Origin of the sequence: Citrobacter amalonaticus (genome assembly GCF_018323885.1) — a bacterium.
Taxonomy (GTDB): Bacteria; Pseudomonadota; Gammaproteobacteria; order Enterobacterales; family Enterobacteriaceae; genus Citrobacter_A; species Citrobacter_A amalonaticus.
Window position 1 is genome coordinate 3,126,562 of sequence record NZ_AP024585.1, and the last position, 18,200, is coordinate 3,144,761.

The 18,200-nt window shown below is 54.0% G+C and carries 13 protein-coding genes and 1 pseudogene; 8 read left to right on the forward strand and 6 right to left on the reverse strand.

What is annotated here, in order from left to right:
- Position 1: 1 nt before the first annotated feature.
- Together srlA and gyrA are read right to left on the reverse strand one after the other, a co-directional pair.
- Positions 2 to 523 (reverse strand): PTS glucitol/sorbitol transporter subunit IIC, encoded by a 522-nt coding sequence (gene srlA / locus KI228_RS14875; RefSeq protein WP_042317872.1) that lies wholly within the window; start codon positions 521 to 523, stop codon positions 2 to 4.
- 356 nt (positions 524 to 879) lie between these two features.
- A complete protein-coding gene (gene gyrA, locus KI228_RS14880; RefSeq protein WP_044266198.1) occupies positions 880 to 3,516 on the reverse strand; it encodes a DNA topoisomerase (ATP-hydrolyzing) subunit A in 2,637 nt (878 codons plus the stop codon).
- A gap of 146 nt (positions 3,517 to 3,662) precedes the next feature.
- On the opposite strand from gyrA, the gene ubiG reads away from it, so the two are divergent.
- From ubiG to yfaE, 4 genes are all read left to right on the forward strand, one after another.
- Positions 3,663 to 4,391, forward strand: a complete 729-nt coding sequence (ubiG, locus tag KI228_RS14885; protein WP_061069842.1) for a bifunctional 2-polyprenyl-6-hydroxyphenol methylase/3-demethylubiquinol 3-O-methyltransferase UbiG — start codon at positions 3,663 to 3,665, stop codon at positions 4,389 to 4,391.
- Positions 4,392 to 4,807: 416 nt separating this feature from the next.
- Positions 4,808 to 7,093: a class 1a ribonucleoside-diphosphate reductase subunit alpha gene (gene nrdA / locus KI228_RS14890; protein WP_044258561.1), complete on the forward strand. Its 2,286-nt coding sequence runs from the start codon at positions 4,808 to 4,810 to the stop codon at positions 7,091 to 7,093.
- 114 nt (positions 7,094 to 7,207) lie between these two features.
- Positions 7,208 to 8,338, forward strand: coding sequence for a class Ia ribonucleoside-diphosphate reductase subunit beta (gene nrdB / locus KI228_RS14895; RefSeq protein ID WP_061069841.1), 1,131 nt, complete (start codon positions 7,208 to 7,210; stop codon positions 8,336 to 8,338).
- A complete protein-coding gene (gene yfaE / locus KI228_RS14900) occupies positions 8,338 to 8,592 on the forward strand; it encodes a ferredoxin-like diferric-tyrosyl radical cofactor maintenance protein YfaE (protein WP_043000054.1) in 255 nt (84 codons plus the stop codon). Before nrdB ends, yfaE begins: the two co-directional genes overlap by 1 nt.
- Before the next feature lie 6 nt (positions 8,593 to 8,598).
- Here the strand turns inward: yfaE and inaA are convergent, their stop codons facing one another.
- The 3 genes and pseudogenes from inaA to glpT all read right to left on the reverse strand — a co-directional run bounded on the left by inaA (position 8,599) and on the right by glpT (position 11,905).
- On the reverse strand, positions 8,599 to 9,249 hold the full coding sequence (inaA, locus tag KI228_RS14905) for a lipopolysaccharide kinase InaA (protein ID WP_061069840.1): 651 nt from the start codon (positions 9,247 to 9,249) through the stop codon (positions 8,599 to 8,601).
- A gap of 216 nt (positions 9,250 to 9,465) precedes the next feature.
- A complete protein-coding gene (gene glpQ, locus KI228_RS14910; RefSeq protein ID WP_043000052.1) occupies positions 9,466 to 10,542 on the reverse strand; it encodes a glycerophosphodiester phosphodiesterase in 1,077 nt (358 codons plus the stop codon).
- 4 nt (positions 10,543 to 10,546) lie between these two features.
- A pseudogene (glpT, locus tag KI228_RS14915) lies at positions 10,547 to 11,905 on the reverse strand (glycerol-3-phosphate transporter).
- A 273-nt stretch (positions 11,906 to 12,178) separates the two neighbouring features.
- On the opposite strand from glpT, the gene glpA reads away from it, so the two are divergent.
- The 4 genes from glpA to KI228_RS14935 all read left to right on the forward strand — a co-directional run bounded on the left by glpA (position 12,179) and on the right by KI228_RS14935 (position 17,340).
- Complete coding sequence (glpA, locus tag KI228_RS14920) at positions 12,179 to 13,807, forward strand: anaerobic glycerol-3-phosphate dehydrogenase subunit A (RefSeq protein ID WP_141227600.1); 1,629 nt, start codon at positions 12,179 to 12,181, stop codon at positions 13,805 to 13,807.
- The gene (gene glpB / locus KI228_RS14925; RefSeq protein WP_061069839.1) at positions 13,797 to 15,056 is read left to right on the forward strand and encodes a glycerol-3-phosphate dehydrogenase subunit GlpB; all 1,260 of its coding nucleotides are present in this window, start codon (positions 13,797 to 13,799) and stop codon (positions 15,054 to 15,056) included. Before glpA ends, glpB begins: the two co-directional genes overlap by 11 nt.
- Positions 15,053 to 16,243 (forward strand): anaerobic glycerol-3-phosphate dehydrogenase subunit GlpC, encoded by a 1,191-nt coding sequence (glpC, locus tag KI228_RS14930; RefSeq protein ID WP_043000049.1) that lies wholly within the window; start codon positions 15,053 to 15,055, stop codon positions 16,241 to 16,243. The genes glpB and glpC overlap by 4 nt, the downstream gene beginning before the upstream one ends.
- A 182-nt stretch (positions 16,244 to 16,425) precedes the next feature.
- Positions 16,426 to 17,340 carry an Rpn family recombination-promoting nuclease/putative transposase gene (locus tag KI228_RS14935; RefSeq protein ID WP_061069838.1) on the forward strand — a complete coding sequence of 305 codons (915 nt, stop codon included), beginning with the start codon at positions 16,426 to 16,428 and terminating at the stop codon, positions 17,338 to 17,340.
- A 45-nt stretch (positions 17,341 to 17,385) separates the two neighbouring features.
- Here the strand turns inward: KI228_RS14935 and yfaU are convergent, their stop codons facing one another.
- Positions 17,386 to 18,189: a 2-keto-3-deoxy-L-rhamnonate aldolase gene (gene yfaU, locus KI228_RS14940; RefSeq protein WP_044258552.1), complete on the reverse strand. Its 804-nt coding sequence runs from the start codon at positions 18,187 to 18,189 to the stop codon at positions 17,386 to 17,388.
- Positions 18,190 to 18,200 lie beyond the last annotated feature (11 nt).

Genomic DNA, 18,200 nt, shown 5'->3' on the forward strand with positions numbered 1-18,200 from the left:
CTTATTCCTGATTAAGTTCGCGTTTCTCCAGCCGGGTGAAGATATATTCCGTCAGAAAACCACGGATAAAACCGAGTAGAATACCCGCAGCGATATAGCGTAATGCCAGGTCGGCAACCGGTAGATCGAGTCGCGTCAGGCCAGCGGCGACGCCCAGCCAGATAAAGAGTTCAGATGGCACAATGTGTGGGAACAGAGAGGTCAGCGGGTGTACGGTGCTGCCCAGCGCATCCTGATAAGCGGGTTTACAACGTTCGGGCAGAAATTTACCCATCGTCAGCGCACCCGGACTGCTAAGAAAGAACCAGGCAAAACTCGGCAAAATTCCATAGGTTAATATTTTTGACTTCCCCATCAGGGTGGCGACTTTTTCCATTCGCTGTTGGCCAATTAATTTCATAATAAAATTAACGGTCAAAATTAAGGTTATCAGCATCGGAATGGTACTGACGATCATCCCGGAGAATATCTTACCTGCGCTCTGGAAAAGATGGATAAAGCCTTCTGCTATTTCAACTATCATAGTTAATTCCCAACGTGTAGGTATAAGTATATTCATCCGTCAGAAGTGTATTGACAGATGAAGGCAGCCAACGCTTTTGTCTTTAAGAATTCAGATGATGTTATTTAATAATTTTTCAGTTCTCCTGGCAGTAAGGGCTCGTAAATATCGCGGTTTGGTAACAGGAAAGTTAACGGGAAATGGCTGCACAAACAGTGAGCACCTTCACAGAGTTATAATTATTCATTTTATTTTGTATTTTTATACATGAAGGAAAAAGTCACCGGACAGGACCTTTTGGCAAGGGGAAATGGTGAATTCAGGACGAAAAAAAGGGAGGCAGCGCCTCCCTTTTTTGCAGTCGTTAAACTCGCCGATTACTCGTCAGCGTCATCAGCGACATCGTCGTCGGTTTCCGCTTCCGGGGCGATATCATCATCCCCTTCCGCCGCGCTACCGTCGATGGAGTCGAGTTCTTCGTCATCCACCGGCTCAGCTACACGCTGCAGACCCACCACGTTTTCATCTTCCGCCGTACGGATGAGGATTACGCCCTGAGTATTACGTCCTACCACGCTGATTTCCGACACGCGAGTACGCACCAGCGTACCGGCATCGGTGATCATCATGATCTGGTCGCAATCATCAACCTGCACCGCGCCAACAACAGAACCGTTGCGCTCGGTCACTTTGATAGAGATAACGCCTTGCGTCGCACGGGACTTGGTCGGATACTCTTCCGCCGCCGTACGCTTACCGTAACCATTTTGCGTCACGGTCAGGATCGCGCCTTCACCACGTGGAATAATCAGGGAGACGACTTTGTCTTCGCCCGCCAGCTTGATGCCTCGTACGCCAGTCGCAGTACGGCCCATCGCACGGACGGCGTCCTCTTTAAAGCGCACCACTTTGCCCGCCGCCGAGAACAGCATGACTTCGTCAGAACCGGAGGTCAGATCCACGCCAATCAGTTCGTCGCCATCGTTCAGGTTCACCGCAATGATACCGGCAGAACGCGGGCGGCTGAATTCGGTCAGCGCGGTTTTCTTCACCGTACCGCTGGCGGTCGCCATAAAGACGTTCACGCCCTCTTCGTACTCACGAACCGGCAGGATAGCGGTAATACGTTCGTCGGCTTCCAGCGGCAGCAGGTTGACGATCGGACGGCCACGCGCACCACGGCTCGCTTCTGGCAGTTGATAAACCTTCATCCAGTACAGACGACCCCGGCTGGAGAAGCAGAGGATCGTGTCATGGGTGTTGGCCACCAGCAGACGGTCAATAAAGTCTTCTTCTTTAATACGTGCAGCCGATTTGCCTTTCCCACCACGACGTTGTGCTTCGTAGTCGGTCAGCGGCTGATACTTCACGTAGCCCTGATGAGACAGGGTCACAACCACATCTTCCTGGTTGATCAGATCTTCGATATTGATATCAGCGCTATTCGCGGTGATTTCGGTACGACGCTCATCGCCAAACTGATCGCGGATCAGCTCCAGCTCTTCGCGAATCACTTCCATCAGGCGATCGGCGCTGCCCAGAATGTGCAGCAGTTCCGCGATCTGTTCCAGCAGCTCTTTGTATTCATCGAGCAGTTTTTCATGCTCAAGGCCGGTCAGTTTCTGCAAACGCAGATCCAGAATCGCCTGGGCCTGCTGTTCTGTCAGGTAGTACTGACCGTCACGCACGCCGAATTCTGGCTCCAGCCATTCCGGACGCGCAGCGTCGTCACCGGCACGTTCCAGCATCGCAGCCACGTTGCCCAGATCCCACGGACGTGCGATCAATGCGGCTTTCGCTTCCGACGGGGTCGGCGCGCGACGAATCAGCTCAATGATCGGGTCGATGTTCGCCAGCGCAATCGCCAGTGCTTCAAGGATATGCGCACGATCGCGGGCTTTACGCAGTTCGAAAATGGTACGGCGGGTCACCACTTCACGGCGGTGGCGCACAAACGCTGAAATGATGTCTTTCAGGTTCATGATCTTCGGCTGACCATGGTGCAGTGCCACCATGTTGATACCGAAAGAGACCTGCAGTTGAGTCTGGGAGTAGAGGTTGTTCAGTACCACTTCCCCGACCGCGTCGCGCTTAACTTCAATCACGATGCGCATACCGTCTTTGTCAGACTCGTCACGCAGCGCGCTGATGCCTTCAACGCGTTTGTCTTTTACCAGTTCCGCGATTTTCTCGATCAGGCGCGCTTTGTTCACCTGATACGGAATTTCATGCACGATAATGGTTTCACGACCGGTTTTCGCGTCTACTTCCACTTCCGCGCGGGCACGGATGTACACTTTACCGCGACCGGTACGATAGGCTTCTTCAATACCGCGACGACCGTTGATGATCGCCGCCGTCGGGAAGTCCGGACCCGGGATGTATTCCATCAGCCCTTCAATGCTGATGTCTTCATTGTCGATATACGCAAGGCAGCCGTTAACCACTTCCGTCAGGTTGTGTGGCGGGATGTTGGTCGCCATCCCTACTGCGATACCGGACGAACCGTTTACCAACAGGTTCGGGATTTTGGTCGGCATAACGTCAGGGATTTTTTCCGTGCCGTCATAGTTGTCGACAAAATCAACCGTCTCTTTTTCCAGATCGGCCATTAACTCATGGGCAATCTTCGCCAGACGGATTTCCGTATAACGCATCGCCGCCGCGGAATCGCCATCGATGGAACCGAAGTTCCCCTGGCCATCCACCAGCATATATCGCAGCGAGAACGGCTGAGCCATACGGACAATGGTGTCGTATACCGCAGAGTCGCCATGCGGGTGGTATTTACCGATTACGTCACCAACGACACGGGCTGATTTCTTATAGGCTTTGTTCCAGTCATTGCCCAATACGTTCATGGCGTAAAGTACGCGACGGTGTACCGGCTTCAGGCCATCTCGGACATCCGGCAGCGCACGGCCAACAATGACCGACATCGCATAATCCAGATAAGAGTTCTTCAGCTCTTCCTCAATGTTGACCGGTGTAATTTCTCTCGCAAGGTCGCTCATCTAACCGCTATCCCTCTACTGTATCCCGGATTCAAAGGTCGCAAATTATAACACAACCGCAGAGATTGAGGTAAACCAATAAGCTTTATTCACCCGCGTGGACTGATATACTCCTGTCACTAGCCCTATAAGGAGTAAAAGCCCCGATGAATGCCGTAAAACCACCGGTAAACCACAACGTTGACCATGAAGAAATTGCCAAGTTTGAAGCAGTCGCGTCGCGCTGGTGGGATCTGGAAGGCGAATTTAAGCCGTTGCATCGCATTAACCCGCTGCGGCTGGGTTATATTGCTGAACGCTCAGGCGGCCTGTTTGGTAAAAAGGTGCTCGACGTCGGCTGCGGCGGCGGCATTCTGGCAGAGAGCATGGCGCGTGAAGGCGCCACAGTGACCGGTCTGGACATGGGGTTTGAGCCCTTGCAGGTAGCAAAACTGCATGCGCTGGAAAGTGGTATTCAGGTGGATTACGTGCACGAAACCGTGGAAGAGCACGCGGCAAAACATGCCCATCAGTATGACGTGGTAACCTGTATGGAGATGCTGGAACATGTGCCCGATCCGCAATCGGTGGTTCGCGCCTGCGCACAACTGGTGAAACCCGGCGGCGAGGTGTTCTTCTCAACGCTCAACCGTAATGGCAAATCCTGGCTGATGGCGGTTGTCGGTGCGGAATATATTTTACGCATGGTGCCGAAAGGGACCCATGATGTGAAGAAATTTATTAAACCTGCGGAGCTGCTAGGTTGGGTGGATCAGACGGTCTTGCAGGAGCGCCATATGACCGGGTTGCACTACAACCCCATCACCAACACCTTCAAGCTTGGCCCTGGCGTTGATGTGAACTATATGGTGCATACCACCGCAAAAGCGGAATAAGCCCCCTGCCTGATGGCGCTTCGCTTATCAGGCCTACAAAGATGTGCCTGTAGGCCGGATACAACATTACTGTCGCCATCCGGCTTACAAAAATTGCGCCAGATCATGAGAACTTTCTACACCTTCGTTGAAGAAATCAGCACTCGATCAAATTATCTATTTTTTTTATGAATTATTGACATCCCCGCCAGGCCTTATGCGACGTGCACTTAGCCTTTCTTACCCTTTTGCAACCTCAATTTAACCTCAAAATCAACTCTTGTGCTGAAAAGAATCCCTACTAGAATACTCACCATATAGCGTTTACTTTAACACTCAACCCCTACATATAGTATTTATCCACAGAGTTAGTCACAAGGTGGCATTGTGGATAATGCAGGGGATATTTTTTCTTTCACGGACAGGTAAAAAACCACATGAATCAGAGTCTGCTGGTGACAAAGCGTGATGGTAGTACAGAGCGCATCAATCTCGACAAAATCCATCGGGTTCTGGATTGGGCGGCAGAAGGACTGAATAACGTATCGATCTCTCAGGTCGAACTGCGCTCCCACATCCAGTTTTATGACGGTATCAAGACCTCCGATATCCATGAAACGATCATTAAAGCGGCGGCGGACCTGATCTCCCGCGATGCGCCGGATTATCAGTATCTGGCTGCGCGTCTGGCGATTTTCCATCTGCGTAAAAAAGCCTACGGCGAATTTGAACCGCCGAAACTGTTTGACCATGTGGTGAAAATGGTTGAAATGGGCAAATACGACAATCATCTGCTGGAAGACTACACGGAAGAAGAGTTCAAGCAGATGGACTCGTTCATCGTACACGACCGTGATATGACCTTCTCCTACGCCGCCGTTAAGCAGCTGGAAGGGAAATATCTGGTACAGAACCGTGTCACCGGTGAGATCTACGAAAGCGCCCAGTTCCTCTATATTCTGGTAGCAGCCTGCCTGTTCTCGAATTACCCGCGCGAAACCCGTCTGGAATACGTCAAACGTTTTTATGACGCGGTGTCGACGTTCAAAATTTCTCTGCCGACGCCGATCATGTCCGGCGTTCGTACCCCGACGCGTCAGTTCAGCTCTTGCGTGCTGATCGAGTGCGGCGACAGCCTGGACTCGATCAACGCCACCTCCAGCGCGATTGTGAAATACGTTTCCCAGCGTGCTGGTATCGGTATCAACGCCGGTCGTATCCGTGCGCTGGGCAGCCCGATTCGCGGCGGCGAAGCGTTCCACACCGGCTGTATCCCGTTCTACAAGCACTTCCAGACCGCCGTGAAATCCTGCTCTCAGGGCGGTGTACGCGGTGGTGCGGCCACGCTGTTCTACCCGATGTGGCATCTGGAAGTGGAAAGCCTGCTGGTATTGAAAAACAACCGTGGCGTGGAAGGCAACCGCGTGCGTCACATGGACTACGGCGTACAAATCAACAAACTGATGTACACCCGTCTGCTGAAAGGGGAAGACATTACCCTGTTCAGCCCGTCCGACGTCCCTGGCCTGTATGATGCGTTCTTCGCCGATCAGGACGAGTTCGAGCGTTTGTACACGAAATATGAGAAAGACGACAGCATCCGCAAACAGCGTGTCAAAGCCGTTGAACTGTTCTCGCTGATGATGCAGGAACGCGCCTCTACGGGGCGTATCTATATTCAGAACGTTGACCACTGCAACACCCATAGCCCGTTCGATCCGCAGGTCGCGCCGGTGCGCCAGTCCAACTTATGTCTGGAAATCGCGCTGCCAACCAAACCGCTGATGGATGTGAACGACGAAAACGGTGAAATCGCCCTGTGTACGCTCTCCGCGTTCAACCTGGGAGCAATCAACAGCCTCGAGGAACTGGAAGAGCTGGCGGTACTGGCCGTTCGTGCCCTTGATGCGCTGTTAGATTATCAGGACTACCCGATCCCGGCCGCCAAACGTGGTGCGATGGGGCGTCGTACGCTGGGTATTGGCGTGATTAACTACGCTTACTATCTGGCGAAGCACGGCGTACGTTACTCCGACGGTAGCGCCAACAACCTGACGCACAAAACGTTTGAAGCCATTCAGTACTATCTGCTGAAGGCCTCTAACGAACTGGCGATTGAACAAGGCGCCTGCCCATGGTTTAACGAAACCACCTACGCACAGGGCATTCTGCCGATCGATACTTACAAGAAAGATCTGGATGCCATCACCAGTGAACCGCTGCATCATGACTGGGAAGCGCTTCGTGAGTCCATCAAGACCCACGGTCTGCGTAACTCAACGCTCTCTGCCCTGATGCCGTCCGAGACCTCTTCGCAGATCTCGAACGCCACTAACGGTATTGAGCCGCCGCGCGGTTACGTCAGCATTAAAGCGTCGAAAGACGGCATCCTGCGTCAGGTCGTGCCGGACTACGAGCACCTGGGCAACGCCTATGAGCTGCTGTGGGAAATGCCGGGGAATGATGGTTATCTGCAACTGGTCGGGATTATGCAGAAGTTTATCGATCAGTCGATTTCAGCCAACACCAACTACGATCCGTCGCGCTTCCCGTCCGGAAAAGTGCCGATGCAGCAGTTGCTCAAAGACCTGCTCACCGCCTATAAGTTCGGGGTCAAAACGCTGTATTATCAGAACACCCGCGACGGCGCGGAAGATGCCCAGGACGATCTGGTGCCATCCATTCAGGACGATGGCTGCGAAAGCGGCGCATGTAAGATTTAATCTGTTGCCGGATGGCGGCGAAAAGCCTCATCCGGCCTACAAAATCAATCGGATGTTGTAGGCCGGATAAGCGAAGCGCCATCCGGCATTACACAGCTGACAGGACTCACTTCAATGGCATACACCACATTTTCACAGACGAAAAACGATCAACTGCTGGAGCCGATGTTTTTTGGTCAGCCGGTTAACGTGGCCCGCTACGATCAGCAAAAATATGACATCTTCGAAAAGCTGATCGAAAAACAACTCTCCTTCTTCTGGCGTCCTGAAGAGGTTGACGTTTCACGCGACCGCATCGACTACCAGGCGCTGCCAGAGCATGAAAAACACATTTTTATCAGCAATCTGAAGTACCAGACGCTGCTGGATTCTATTCAGGGGCGTAGCCCGAACGTGGCACTGCTGCCGCTGATCTCCATTCCGGAACTGGAAACCTGGGTCGAAACCTGGGCCTTCTCCGAGACCATTCACTCGCGCTCTTACACCCATATCATTCGTAATATCGTTAACGATCCGGCTATTGTGTTTGATGACATCGTCACCAACGAGCAGATCCAGAAACGTGCGGAAGGCATTTCCAGCTATTACGATGAGCTGATTGAGATGACCAGCTACTGGCACCTGCTGGGCGAAGGGACGCACACCGTGAACGGCAAAACCGTCACCGTGAACCTGCGTGCGCTGAAGAAAAAACTGTATCTGTGCCTGATGAGCGTCAACGCGCTGGAAGCAATCCGCTTCTACGTCAGCTTCGCCTGCTCATTCGCTTTCGCCGAGCGTGAACTGATGGAAGGCAACGCTAAAATCATTCGCCTGATTGCCCGTGACGAAGCGCTGCACTTGACTGGCACTCAGCACATGCTGAACCTGTTGCGCAGCGGCGTTGACGATCCGGAAATGGCGGAAATTGCCGAAGAGTGTAGGCAGGAGTGCTATGACCTGTTTGTGCAGGCCGCCCTGCAGGAAAAAGAGTGGGCAGACTATCTGTTCCGCGACGGTTCAATGATTGGCCTGAACAAAGACATTCTGTGCCAGTACGTCGAATACATCACCAACATTCGTATGCAGGCGGTCGGTCTGGATCTGCCGTTCCAGACCCGTTCCAATCCGATCCCGTGGATCAACACCTGGCTGGTGTCCGATAACGTTCAGGTGGCCCCGCAGGAAGTGGAAGTGAGTTCTTATCTGGTCGGGCAGATCGACTCTGAAGTCGATACCGACGATCTGAGTAACTTCCAGCTCTGATGGGACGCGTCACACTGCGCATCACTGGCACACAGTTGCTGTGCCAGGATGAACACCCTTCCCTGCTCGCCGCGCTTGAATCGCACAACGTTGAAGTGGAATATCAGTGCCGCGAAGGCTATTGCGGCTCTTGCCGCTGCCGTCTGGTTGCAGGTCAAGTGGACTGGATCGCCGAGCCGTTAGCATTCATTCAGCCCGGCGAAATTTTGCCCTGCTGTTGCAGGGCAAAAGGCGACATCGAAATTGAGATGTAGCGCGCGTTACAGCGCGTAGTAATACGCTTTCACCTGTTCCCAGTCCGCTTTCGGGATGGGACTCAGGTACTTCTCAAGCTGAGAGAAGTCATGGTGCGCCGCTTTATGGCGGCGCAAACGACGACGGCTTTTTTCCAGATCTAAAAACCCGGCTTCTACCGTCCCTTCCGTTTTCACATAGATATGTCTTACGTAGCAGCAGCCGTGCTGACGATTGACGCTGTGCATCTTTTTAAAGGCCAGCGCGACCGCTTTTAGCATTGCATCACGCACCTCATCAGGATACGGCGTCACTGTATGCTGTTTATACCACTCTTCGATGCTCACAAAGCCTTTCATATCTTCGGTGATCAGCAGCGCACGCCATTCACCGTTAACTTTTGTCGCGTTGCCATAGACAATTTTCGGCACGATAACGCCCGCGCGGGCCAGTTCGTTGATCACCTCGATTTCGCGCACAATCGTCGGACGTCCGAAAGGATAGCGTACCGAGTGAAACAGGTGTTGTGTCATCCGCTTCACATACAATTTCTTCCCGTCACGTTCGATGCATTGCACACCGCTCATCCCTTTGCGTCGATAATTCGGTTCTTCGACCCAATCGCCTTCCGTTGCCCACCAGCTCTCAAACTCATCCTGCACTGCTGCCTGCGCCATTGTGACCATCCGTTACAGTAACGACATAAATTATTTATCGAACAAATATAAATCTTCTTCTTAAGGAAATCTTAAGAAATTCATGATCGGCTACGGACTTCTTGATCTGACGTGTGCTTTTTTGCATTAAACCGGCAGGAAAAGAGATAAAAAAAACTGCACCTTACTCAGCGGTTGCCCGCCTTTGGGGTGCAGTGGAGAGGGATAACGCGGTTGTTACTCTTTACGTAAGAACATCACCGCTTTGTCGGGGAAGTCGGTGAACAGCCCGTCCACGCCCGCTTTGTTGTAGAGGATGTCGTACAGCTGATTCACATCCGTCGTGTACTCCGGCAACTGATCGGCGCGCACCGTATAAGGATGAACCGCCATCTTATTCTGGTGGGCCTCTTTCACCATATCTGTCAGGACGATATTGCCTTTCGTCGACTTCTCGTCAATCAGCATGTGGTAATCCGGACCGATGCCGTCCGCATATTCCGCCACCTGCTTCATCGCCCCGGGTTTAAACATCCAGTCGTAGTTGTAATTGACCCAACTGCCGTCCGGCTGCTTCTCCTGGGTTTCATTCCAGTCGGTATAGGCAATCAACTGCACCAGGTTCAGATCCATCCCCATTTTAGGTTCCAGCTCATTTTTGATGCGCTTGAGTTCTGCTACATCAAAACTTTGCAGATAGACTTTGTCCTGCTTGTCGCTGTAACCGTACTGTTTCAGCACTTCCAGGGTCTTCGTCGCAATGTCCTTCCCTTCCTGATGATGGAACCACGGCGCTTTGATCTCCGGATAGATACCGATGTTCTTGCCGGTAGAATGGTTCAGTCCCTGAACAAACTCGATCTCTTCAGCAAAGGTATGCACGCGGAAATCCGATTTACCCATCGGGAAACGCCCAGGATAGGTTTGCACCTTCTTGCCATTTTCCAGATCAAACCCTTCGGTAAATTTCAGAGATTTGATTTCGTCCAGCGTAAAGTCGATGGCGTAATAACGACCGTCTTTGCGCGCACGATCCGGAAAACGCTCGGCGACATCCGTCACGCGATCAAGATAGTGGTCATGCAGGACGACCAGTTGGTCGTCTTTCGTCATCACCAGATCCTGTTCCAGATAATCCGCCCCCTGCGCGTAGGCCATCGCTTTCGCGGGCAGCGTATGCTCCGGTAGGTAGCCGCTCGCGCCACGGTGGGCAATCACAACTTTATCTGTGTTGCTGGCAGCCAGGGCATGACTTCCCATTACCGCACCCGCCATCATCAGCGTCAGGCTCAGGTTTTTCAGTGTTTTTTTCATTCACTTAGCCCCCGTTGCGTTTCAGTTGCATCTCAGCATGGTGGCGTTTTTCGCCGATCATCACCACAATCAACAGAATCACCGCCAGAATGCTGCCGCCGATCATCACCATGAAACCGCCGTCCCAACCGAAGAAGTCCACGGTGTAGCCGACGATGGCGCTGGCCGCCACGGAACCGCCGAGGTAACCAAACAGGCCGGTAAAGCCCGCTGCCGTCCCTGCGGCTTTTTTCGGTGCCAGTTCCAGCGCATGCAGACCAATCAGCATCACCGGACCGTAAATCAGGAAGCCGATCACAATCATACAAACCATATCGACGGTCGGGTTACCTGCCGGGTTCATCCAGTAAACGATGGTAGCGATCGTCACCAGGGTCATAAAGAACACACCGGTCGCGCCACGGTTACCACGGAACACTTTGTCCGACATCCAGCCGCACAGCAGCGTGCCAGGGATCCCTGCATATTCATAGAAGAAGTAGGCCCAGGAGGATTTATCCAGCGCAAAGTGCTTCACTTCTTTCAGATAGGTTGGAGACCAGTCGAGAATGCCGTAACGCAGCAGATAAACGAACACGTTCGCAATCGCGATCTACCACAACAGTTTATTCGGCAGAACGTACTGCATGAAGATCTGCTTCGCGGTCAGCTCTTCTTCCGCTTTCTCGTTGTAGTCGTCCGGATAGTCGTTTTTGTACTCTTCGATGGGCGGCAGGCCACAGGATTGCGGCGTATCACGCATCAGCGCGAAAGCGAAAATAGCCACCAGAATGGCGCCGAACGCTGGCATATACAGGGCAGCTTTCCAGTCGTTAAACCAGGCCATCCCGAGCAGGAACAGCAGCGGAGGGATCCCGCCACCGACGTTATGCGCACAGTTCCAGACGGAGACAATCCCGCCACGTTCCTTCTGCGACCACCAGTGCACCATGGTACGTCCGCACGGCGGCCAGCCCATTCCCTGGAACCATCCGCAGAGGAACAACAGCACGAACATAATGGCAATGCTCGATGTCGCCCACGGTACAAAGCCCATGAACAGCATCACTGCCGCGGCCAGAATCAGACCGGCTGGCAGGAAAACGCGCGGATTCGAGCGATCCGAAACCGACCCCATGATGAATTTCGAAAATCCGTAGGCAATAGAGATCCCCGACAAGGCAAAACCTAAATCACCGCGTGAAAACCCCTGCTCGACCAGGTAAGGCATTGCAAGGGCAAAGTTCTTGCGCACCAGATAGTACGCGGCATAGCCAAAGAATATCCCCAGGAATATTTGCCAGCGAAGCCGGCGGTATGTCGGATCGATCTCCGCTGCAGGCAAGCGAGCTTTATGCGCCGCTGGTTTAAAAATACTCAACATAATGTAGCCTCCGTGGCCCGTCTTTTATAAGTAGTAAACACCGCAGGTGGTACACGCAACCCCCGCTGCTTCCAGTGTTGGTCGCGATGTTATGCAAAGATACATGCCGTGAATGTGAATTACAGCACATATTGTTACAGATTTATGATGAATGTTCAGAAAGGCGCACGAAATCACGTTTCATTTTCGAATTATGAGCGAATATGCGCGAAATCAAACAAACCATGCTTTTTATGTGGCTAAATGATAAAAAACGAACTGTGAGGGAAAACAATGAAAACTCGCGACTCGCAAACCAGTGACGTGATTATCATTGGGGGTGGTGCCACTGGCGCAGGGATTGCCCGCGACTGCGCGCTGCGTGGACTCCGTGTTATTTTAGTCGAGCGTCATGATATTGCGACCGGAGCGCCCGGTCGTAACCACGGACTGCTGCACAGCGGCGCACGTTATGCGGTGACTGACGCCGAATCTGCCCGCGAATGCATCAGCGAAAACCAAATTCTGAAACGTATCGCCCGCCACTGCGTTGAGCCGACAGACGGTCTGTTTATTACCCTGCCCGAAGATGAGCTTTCCTTTCAGGCCACCTTTATCCGTGCCTGTGAAGAAGCGGGCATTCGGGCAGAAGCGATCGATCCGCAACAGGCGCGGATTATCGAACCGTCGGTGAATCCACAGCTGATCGGCGCGGTCAAAGTGCCGGACGGAACGGTCGATCCGTTCCGCCTGACTGCAGCCAACATGCTTGATGCGAAAGAGCACGGTGCTATTATCCTGACCGCCCACGAAGTGACGGGGTTGATCCGTGAAGGCGCGACCGTTAGCGGTGTCCATGTGCGCAACCATCTCAATGGCGAAACGCAAACGCTGCATGCGCCGGTGGTGGTGAACGCCGCCGGGATCTGGGGACAGCGGATCGCGGAATATGCCGATTTGAGTATCCGCATGTTCCCGGCGAAAGGGTCGCTGCTCATTATGGACCACCGCATCAACCAACACGTCATTAACCGCTGCCGCAAGCCTTCCGACGCCGATATTCTGGTACCCGGCGATACCATTTCGCTGATTGGCACCACCTCAACCCACATTGATTACAATGATATCGACAGCAACCGCGTCACCGCCGATGAGGTCGATATTCTGCTGCGCGAAGGTGAAAAGCTGGCGCCGATCATGGCGAAAACGCGCATTCTGCGCGCCTACTCCGGGGTGCGTCCACTGGTGGCAAGCGATGACGATCCCAGCGGTCGTAACGTCAGTCGCGGCATTGTGCTGTTCGATCACGCGAAACGCGACGGCCTGGACGGGTTTATCACGATTACCGGCGGCAAACTGATGACTTATCGTCTAATGGCGGAATGGGCCACCGACGCGGTCTGCCGGAAACTGGGTAACACGCGTCCTTGCATCACTGCAGACACGCCGCTACCGGGCTCGCAGGAACCCACGGAAAGCACGCTGAAGCGCGTGATCTCTCTGCCAGCCCCACTGCGAGGCTCCGCGGTGTATCGCCACGGCGACCGTACGCCAGCATGGCTGAGTCATGGTCGTCAGCACCGCAGTCTGGTCTGTGAATGTGAAGCCGTCACTGCGGGTGAAGTGCAGTACGCCGTCGAAAATTTAAACGTCAACAGCCTGCTTGATCTCCGTCGTCGCACCCGCGTGGGGATGGGCACCTGTCAGGGCGAGCTCTGCGCCTGCCGTGCCGCCGGGTTGCTGCAACGCTTTAACATCACCACCGCTGCGCAGTCCATTACCCAGTTGTCAGACTTCCTCAACGAACGCTGGAAAGGCGTACAACCGATCGCCTGGGGTGATGCCCTGCGCGAAAGCGAATTTACCCGCTGGGTATACCAGGGATTATGTGGTCTGGAAAAGGAGCCTCGCGATGAGATTTGATACGGTCATTATGGGCGGCGGTCTCGCCGGACTGCTGTGCGGACTGCAGTTGCAAAAGAGCGGATTACGCTGTGCGGTGGTCACTCGCGGTCAGAGCGCGCTGCACTTCTCTTCCGGCTCGCTGGATCTGCTCAGCGCGCTACCGGACGGGCAACCAGTGAATGACATCACTGCCGGTCTGGACGCCCTGCGCGAACAGGCCCCAACACATCCCTACGCCACGCTGGGTACGCAACGCGTTCTGACACTCGCTGAACAGACACAGGCGCTGCTGGAAGCCTCCGGCGCGCATTTGCAAGGCGAGGTTCGGCAGTCACATCAGCGGGTCACCCCGCTCGGCACACTGCGTTCGACCTGGCTCAGTTCACCGGAAGTCCCTGTCTGGCCGCTGGCGGCAAAACGCCTTTGTGTGGTGGGCATTAGCGGCTTACTCGATTTTCAGGCGCACCTGGCGGCGGCCTCTTTACGTCAACAGGATCTGACGGTTGAAACCGCCGAAATCGACCTGCCGGAACTGGACGTGTTGCGTGACAACGCCACCGAATTTCGGGCGGTGAATATTGCGCGTTTTCTGGATAACGAAGATAAATGGCCCTTGTTGTATGACGCGCTGTTGCCGATCGCAAAAACCTGCGAAATGATCATCATGCCCGCCTGCTTTGGTCTGGTGGATGACCGCCTCTGGCGCTGGCTCAACGAGCGTCTGCCATGCTCGCTCATGCTACTGCCTACGCTACCGCCATCGGTGCTGGGGATCCGTCTGCATAACCAGTTGCAGCGTCAGTTCGTCCGTCAGGGCGGGATCTGGATGCCAGGCGATGAGGTGAAGAAAGTCACCTGCAAAAATGGCGTGGTGAGCGAAATCTGGACGCGCAACCACGCGGACATTCCGCTACGCCCGCGTTTCGCGGTGCTTGCCAGCGGGAGTTTCTTTAGCAGCGGCCTGCTTGCCGAACGTGAAGGGATCCGCGAACCGATTCTGGGACTGGATGTTCAGCAAACGGCGACCCGCGCCGAATGGTATCAACGCGATTTCTTTGACGCGCAACCCTGGCAACAGTTTGGCGTCAGCACTGATGAGGCGCTGCGCCCGTCGTTGGCCGGACAAACCGTAGACAACCTCTATGCGATTGGCTCGGTTCTCGGCGGATTCGACCCCATTGCCCAGGGATGCGGAGGCGGCGTCTGCGCAGTCACCGCGTTACATGCCGCCCATCACATTGCAGCACGTGCAGGAGGTGAGCAATGAGCGATACGAGTTTTGAAAGTTGCATCAAATGCACGGTCTGTACTACCGCCTGTCCGGTCAGCCGTGTGAATCCAGGTTACCCGGGCCCCAAACAGGCCGGTCCCGACGGCGAGCGCCTGCGTCTGAAAGATGGCGCGCTGTACGACGACGCGCTGAAATATTGCATTAACTGCAAACGCTGCGAAGTGGCCTGCCCGTCTGACGTCAAAATCGGCGATATCATTCAGCGCGCGCGGGCAAAATATGACACCTCCACCCCGTCGCTGCGTAACTTTATCTTAAGCCACACCGATCTGATGGGCAGTGTTTCCACCCCGTTCGCGCCGGTGGTCAACACGGCAACGTCACTGAAACCGGTGCGCCAGTTGCTCGATTACGCGCTGAAAATCGACCATCGCCGGACGTTGCCAAAATACTCTTTCGGCACCTTCCGCCGCTGGTATCGCAGCGTGGCGGCCCAGCAGGCACAGTACAACGATCAGGTTGCCTTCTTCCACGGTTGTTTTGTGAATTACAACCATCCGCAGCTCGGCAAAGATTTGATCAAAGTGCTGAACGCGATGGGCACCGGCGTCCAGTTATTGAGTAAAGAGAAGTGCTGCGGCGTGCCGCTGATTGCCAACGGGTTCACCGACAAGGCGCGTAAACAGGCGGTGACTAACGTCGAATCACTGCGTGAAGCGATTGGCGTGAAGGGGATTCCGGTCATTGCCACTTCCTCGACCTGTACTTTTGCGCTGCGTGACGAGTACCCGGAAGTGCTGGACGTCGACAACAGCGGTCTGCGGGAACATATCGAACTGGCAACCCGCTGGCTGTGGCGAAAACTGGACGAAGGAAAAACCCTGCCGCTGAAGCCGTTACCGTTAAAAGTGGTGTATCACACGCCGTGCCATATGGAAAAAATGGGCTGGACGCTGTACACCCTTGAACTGTTACGCCGCATTCCGGGGCTGGAACTCACGGTGCTGGATTCTCAGTGCTGCGGAATAGCTGGTACCTACGGCTTTAAAAAAGAGAACTATCCTACCTCGCAAGCCATCGGCGCACCGCTGTTTAAACAGATTGAAGACAGCGGCGCGGATATTGTGGTGACCGACTGCGAGACCTGCAAATGGCAAATCGAGATGTCCACCAGCAAACGCTGCGAACATCCGATCACCCTGTTGGCGAAAGCATTAGGCTAAATGACTCGCCCGGCGGCACGGTGCCCCGGGCGTTTTTGCGTTTAGCCTTCCACAAAATTGAATACGTTACCGTCGTACGTATTTATCTCCCGTCCCTCTTCGCAAAGACTGAATTTCGGGCATGCAGCCCTTAATGTAACCTCGTATCGTCACGTCACTGGATTCTTTGGTGACGGACAACCATGGCGAAATCAACGACGTCAACACCGCACGATGCCGTGTTTAAAAAGATGATGACCCATCCTGAAATTGCGCAGGATTTTCTTAAGATTCATCTTCCTGAGTCATTATGCAAACTTTGCGAGTTAACCACGCTCAAACTGGAATCCACCACCTTCATTGAAGACGACCTGAGAACCTACTATTCCGATGTTTTGTGGTCGCTGAAAACACACGAGGGTGAGGGTTACATTTACTGCGTTATCGAACATCAGAGTACCGCCGTGCCGCACATGGCCTTTCGTTTGATGCGCTATGCCACTGCCGCGATGCAACACCACCTTGATAACGGAAATAAAACCCTGCCGCTGGTGATCCCGATGCTGTTTTATCATGGCGAACAAAGCCCATACCCTTTCTCACTGAACTGGCTGGACGAATTTAACGACCTACAGCTGGCGCGGCAACTCTACACAGAAGCCTTTCCACTGGTCGATATCACGGTGATTACTGACGACGAAATCATGCAGCATAAGCGCATAGCTCTGCTGGAACTGATGCAAAAACATATCCGCGATCGTGATTTGATGGGGCTGGTTGACCGACTGGTCACGCTGTTAATTACAGGTACTGCTAATGACAGCCAGTTGCATACACTGTTTAATTATCTGGTGCAGTACGGCGATGTGTCCCGCTTCAGTGACTTTATCCGTAACGTCGCTGAGCGAGTTCCCCATCACAAGGAGAAATTGATGACGATTGCAGAAAGGCTTCGGCAGGAAGGCCACCATACGGGATTGCAGGAAGGCAGGCAAAAAGGCACCAGGGAGGAGGCATTACGTATCGCGCGGATGATGCTGAAAAGCGGGATCGAACGCGACAAGGTGTTGATGATAACCGGACTGTCACTCGACGATATCATGGCAAACAGTCCGTAAAGTCTGACAGATGGCCCGGCGGTGCAGCGCCGCCGGGCTATGGATTTAGTAACTGCTTTTCAGTTTCGGCATCGTCTGACCGGGCTTAAACATTGCCAGCCGCTGATCCAGCGCGTCAGTATACAACATAGTATCAACGCCCACGGCGACAAAGTTTGCCCCCCATTCCAGACATTTCTGCGCCATGAGCGGATCGACGGCGAGAAAACCCGCCGCTTTTCCGGCCGCACGAATGCGCTGGATGCTCTCTTTGATAATCCTCTGCACCTCCGGGTGCCCGCTGTTGTCCGGATACCCCAACGAAGCCGAAAGATCGGCGGGACCAATAAACACGCCGTCAATCCCGTCTACATCGAGGATCGCATCCAGATTATCCAGCGCGGCTTTACTTTCAACCTGCACCAGCAGACAGAGTGACTCATTGGCCTGCGCCATATAGTTTTCAATGCGTCCCCAGCGCGCTGCCCGCGCCACGCTGGCGCCGACGCCGCGCTCCCCCACCGGCGGGTAACGGGTTGCAGCAACCACCTGCCGCGCCTGTTCTGCGCTATCGACCATCGGTATCAACAGCGTCTGCGCGCCGATATCCAGTACCTGCTTGATCAATGCCTTAGCGCCTTCTACCGGACGAATCACCGGCTGGCTGGCGTAAGGGGCTATCGCCTGCAACTGATGATAGAGATCCTGCATCGTGTTCGGCGCGTGTTCGCCGTCGATCAGCAGCCAGTCATAACCCGACGTCGCGGCAATTTCCGCCATATAAGAGGTGGTCGAACTCAGCCACAGTCCGATTTGTACTTCCCCTTTGCGGAGTGCGTCCTTAAAAGGGTTTGCTAACAATGCGTTCATAATGATCCTTA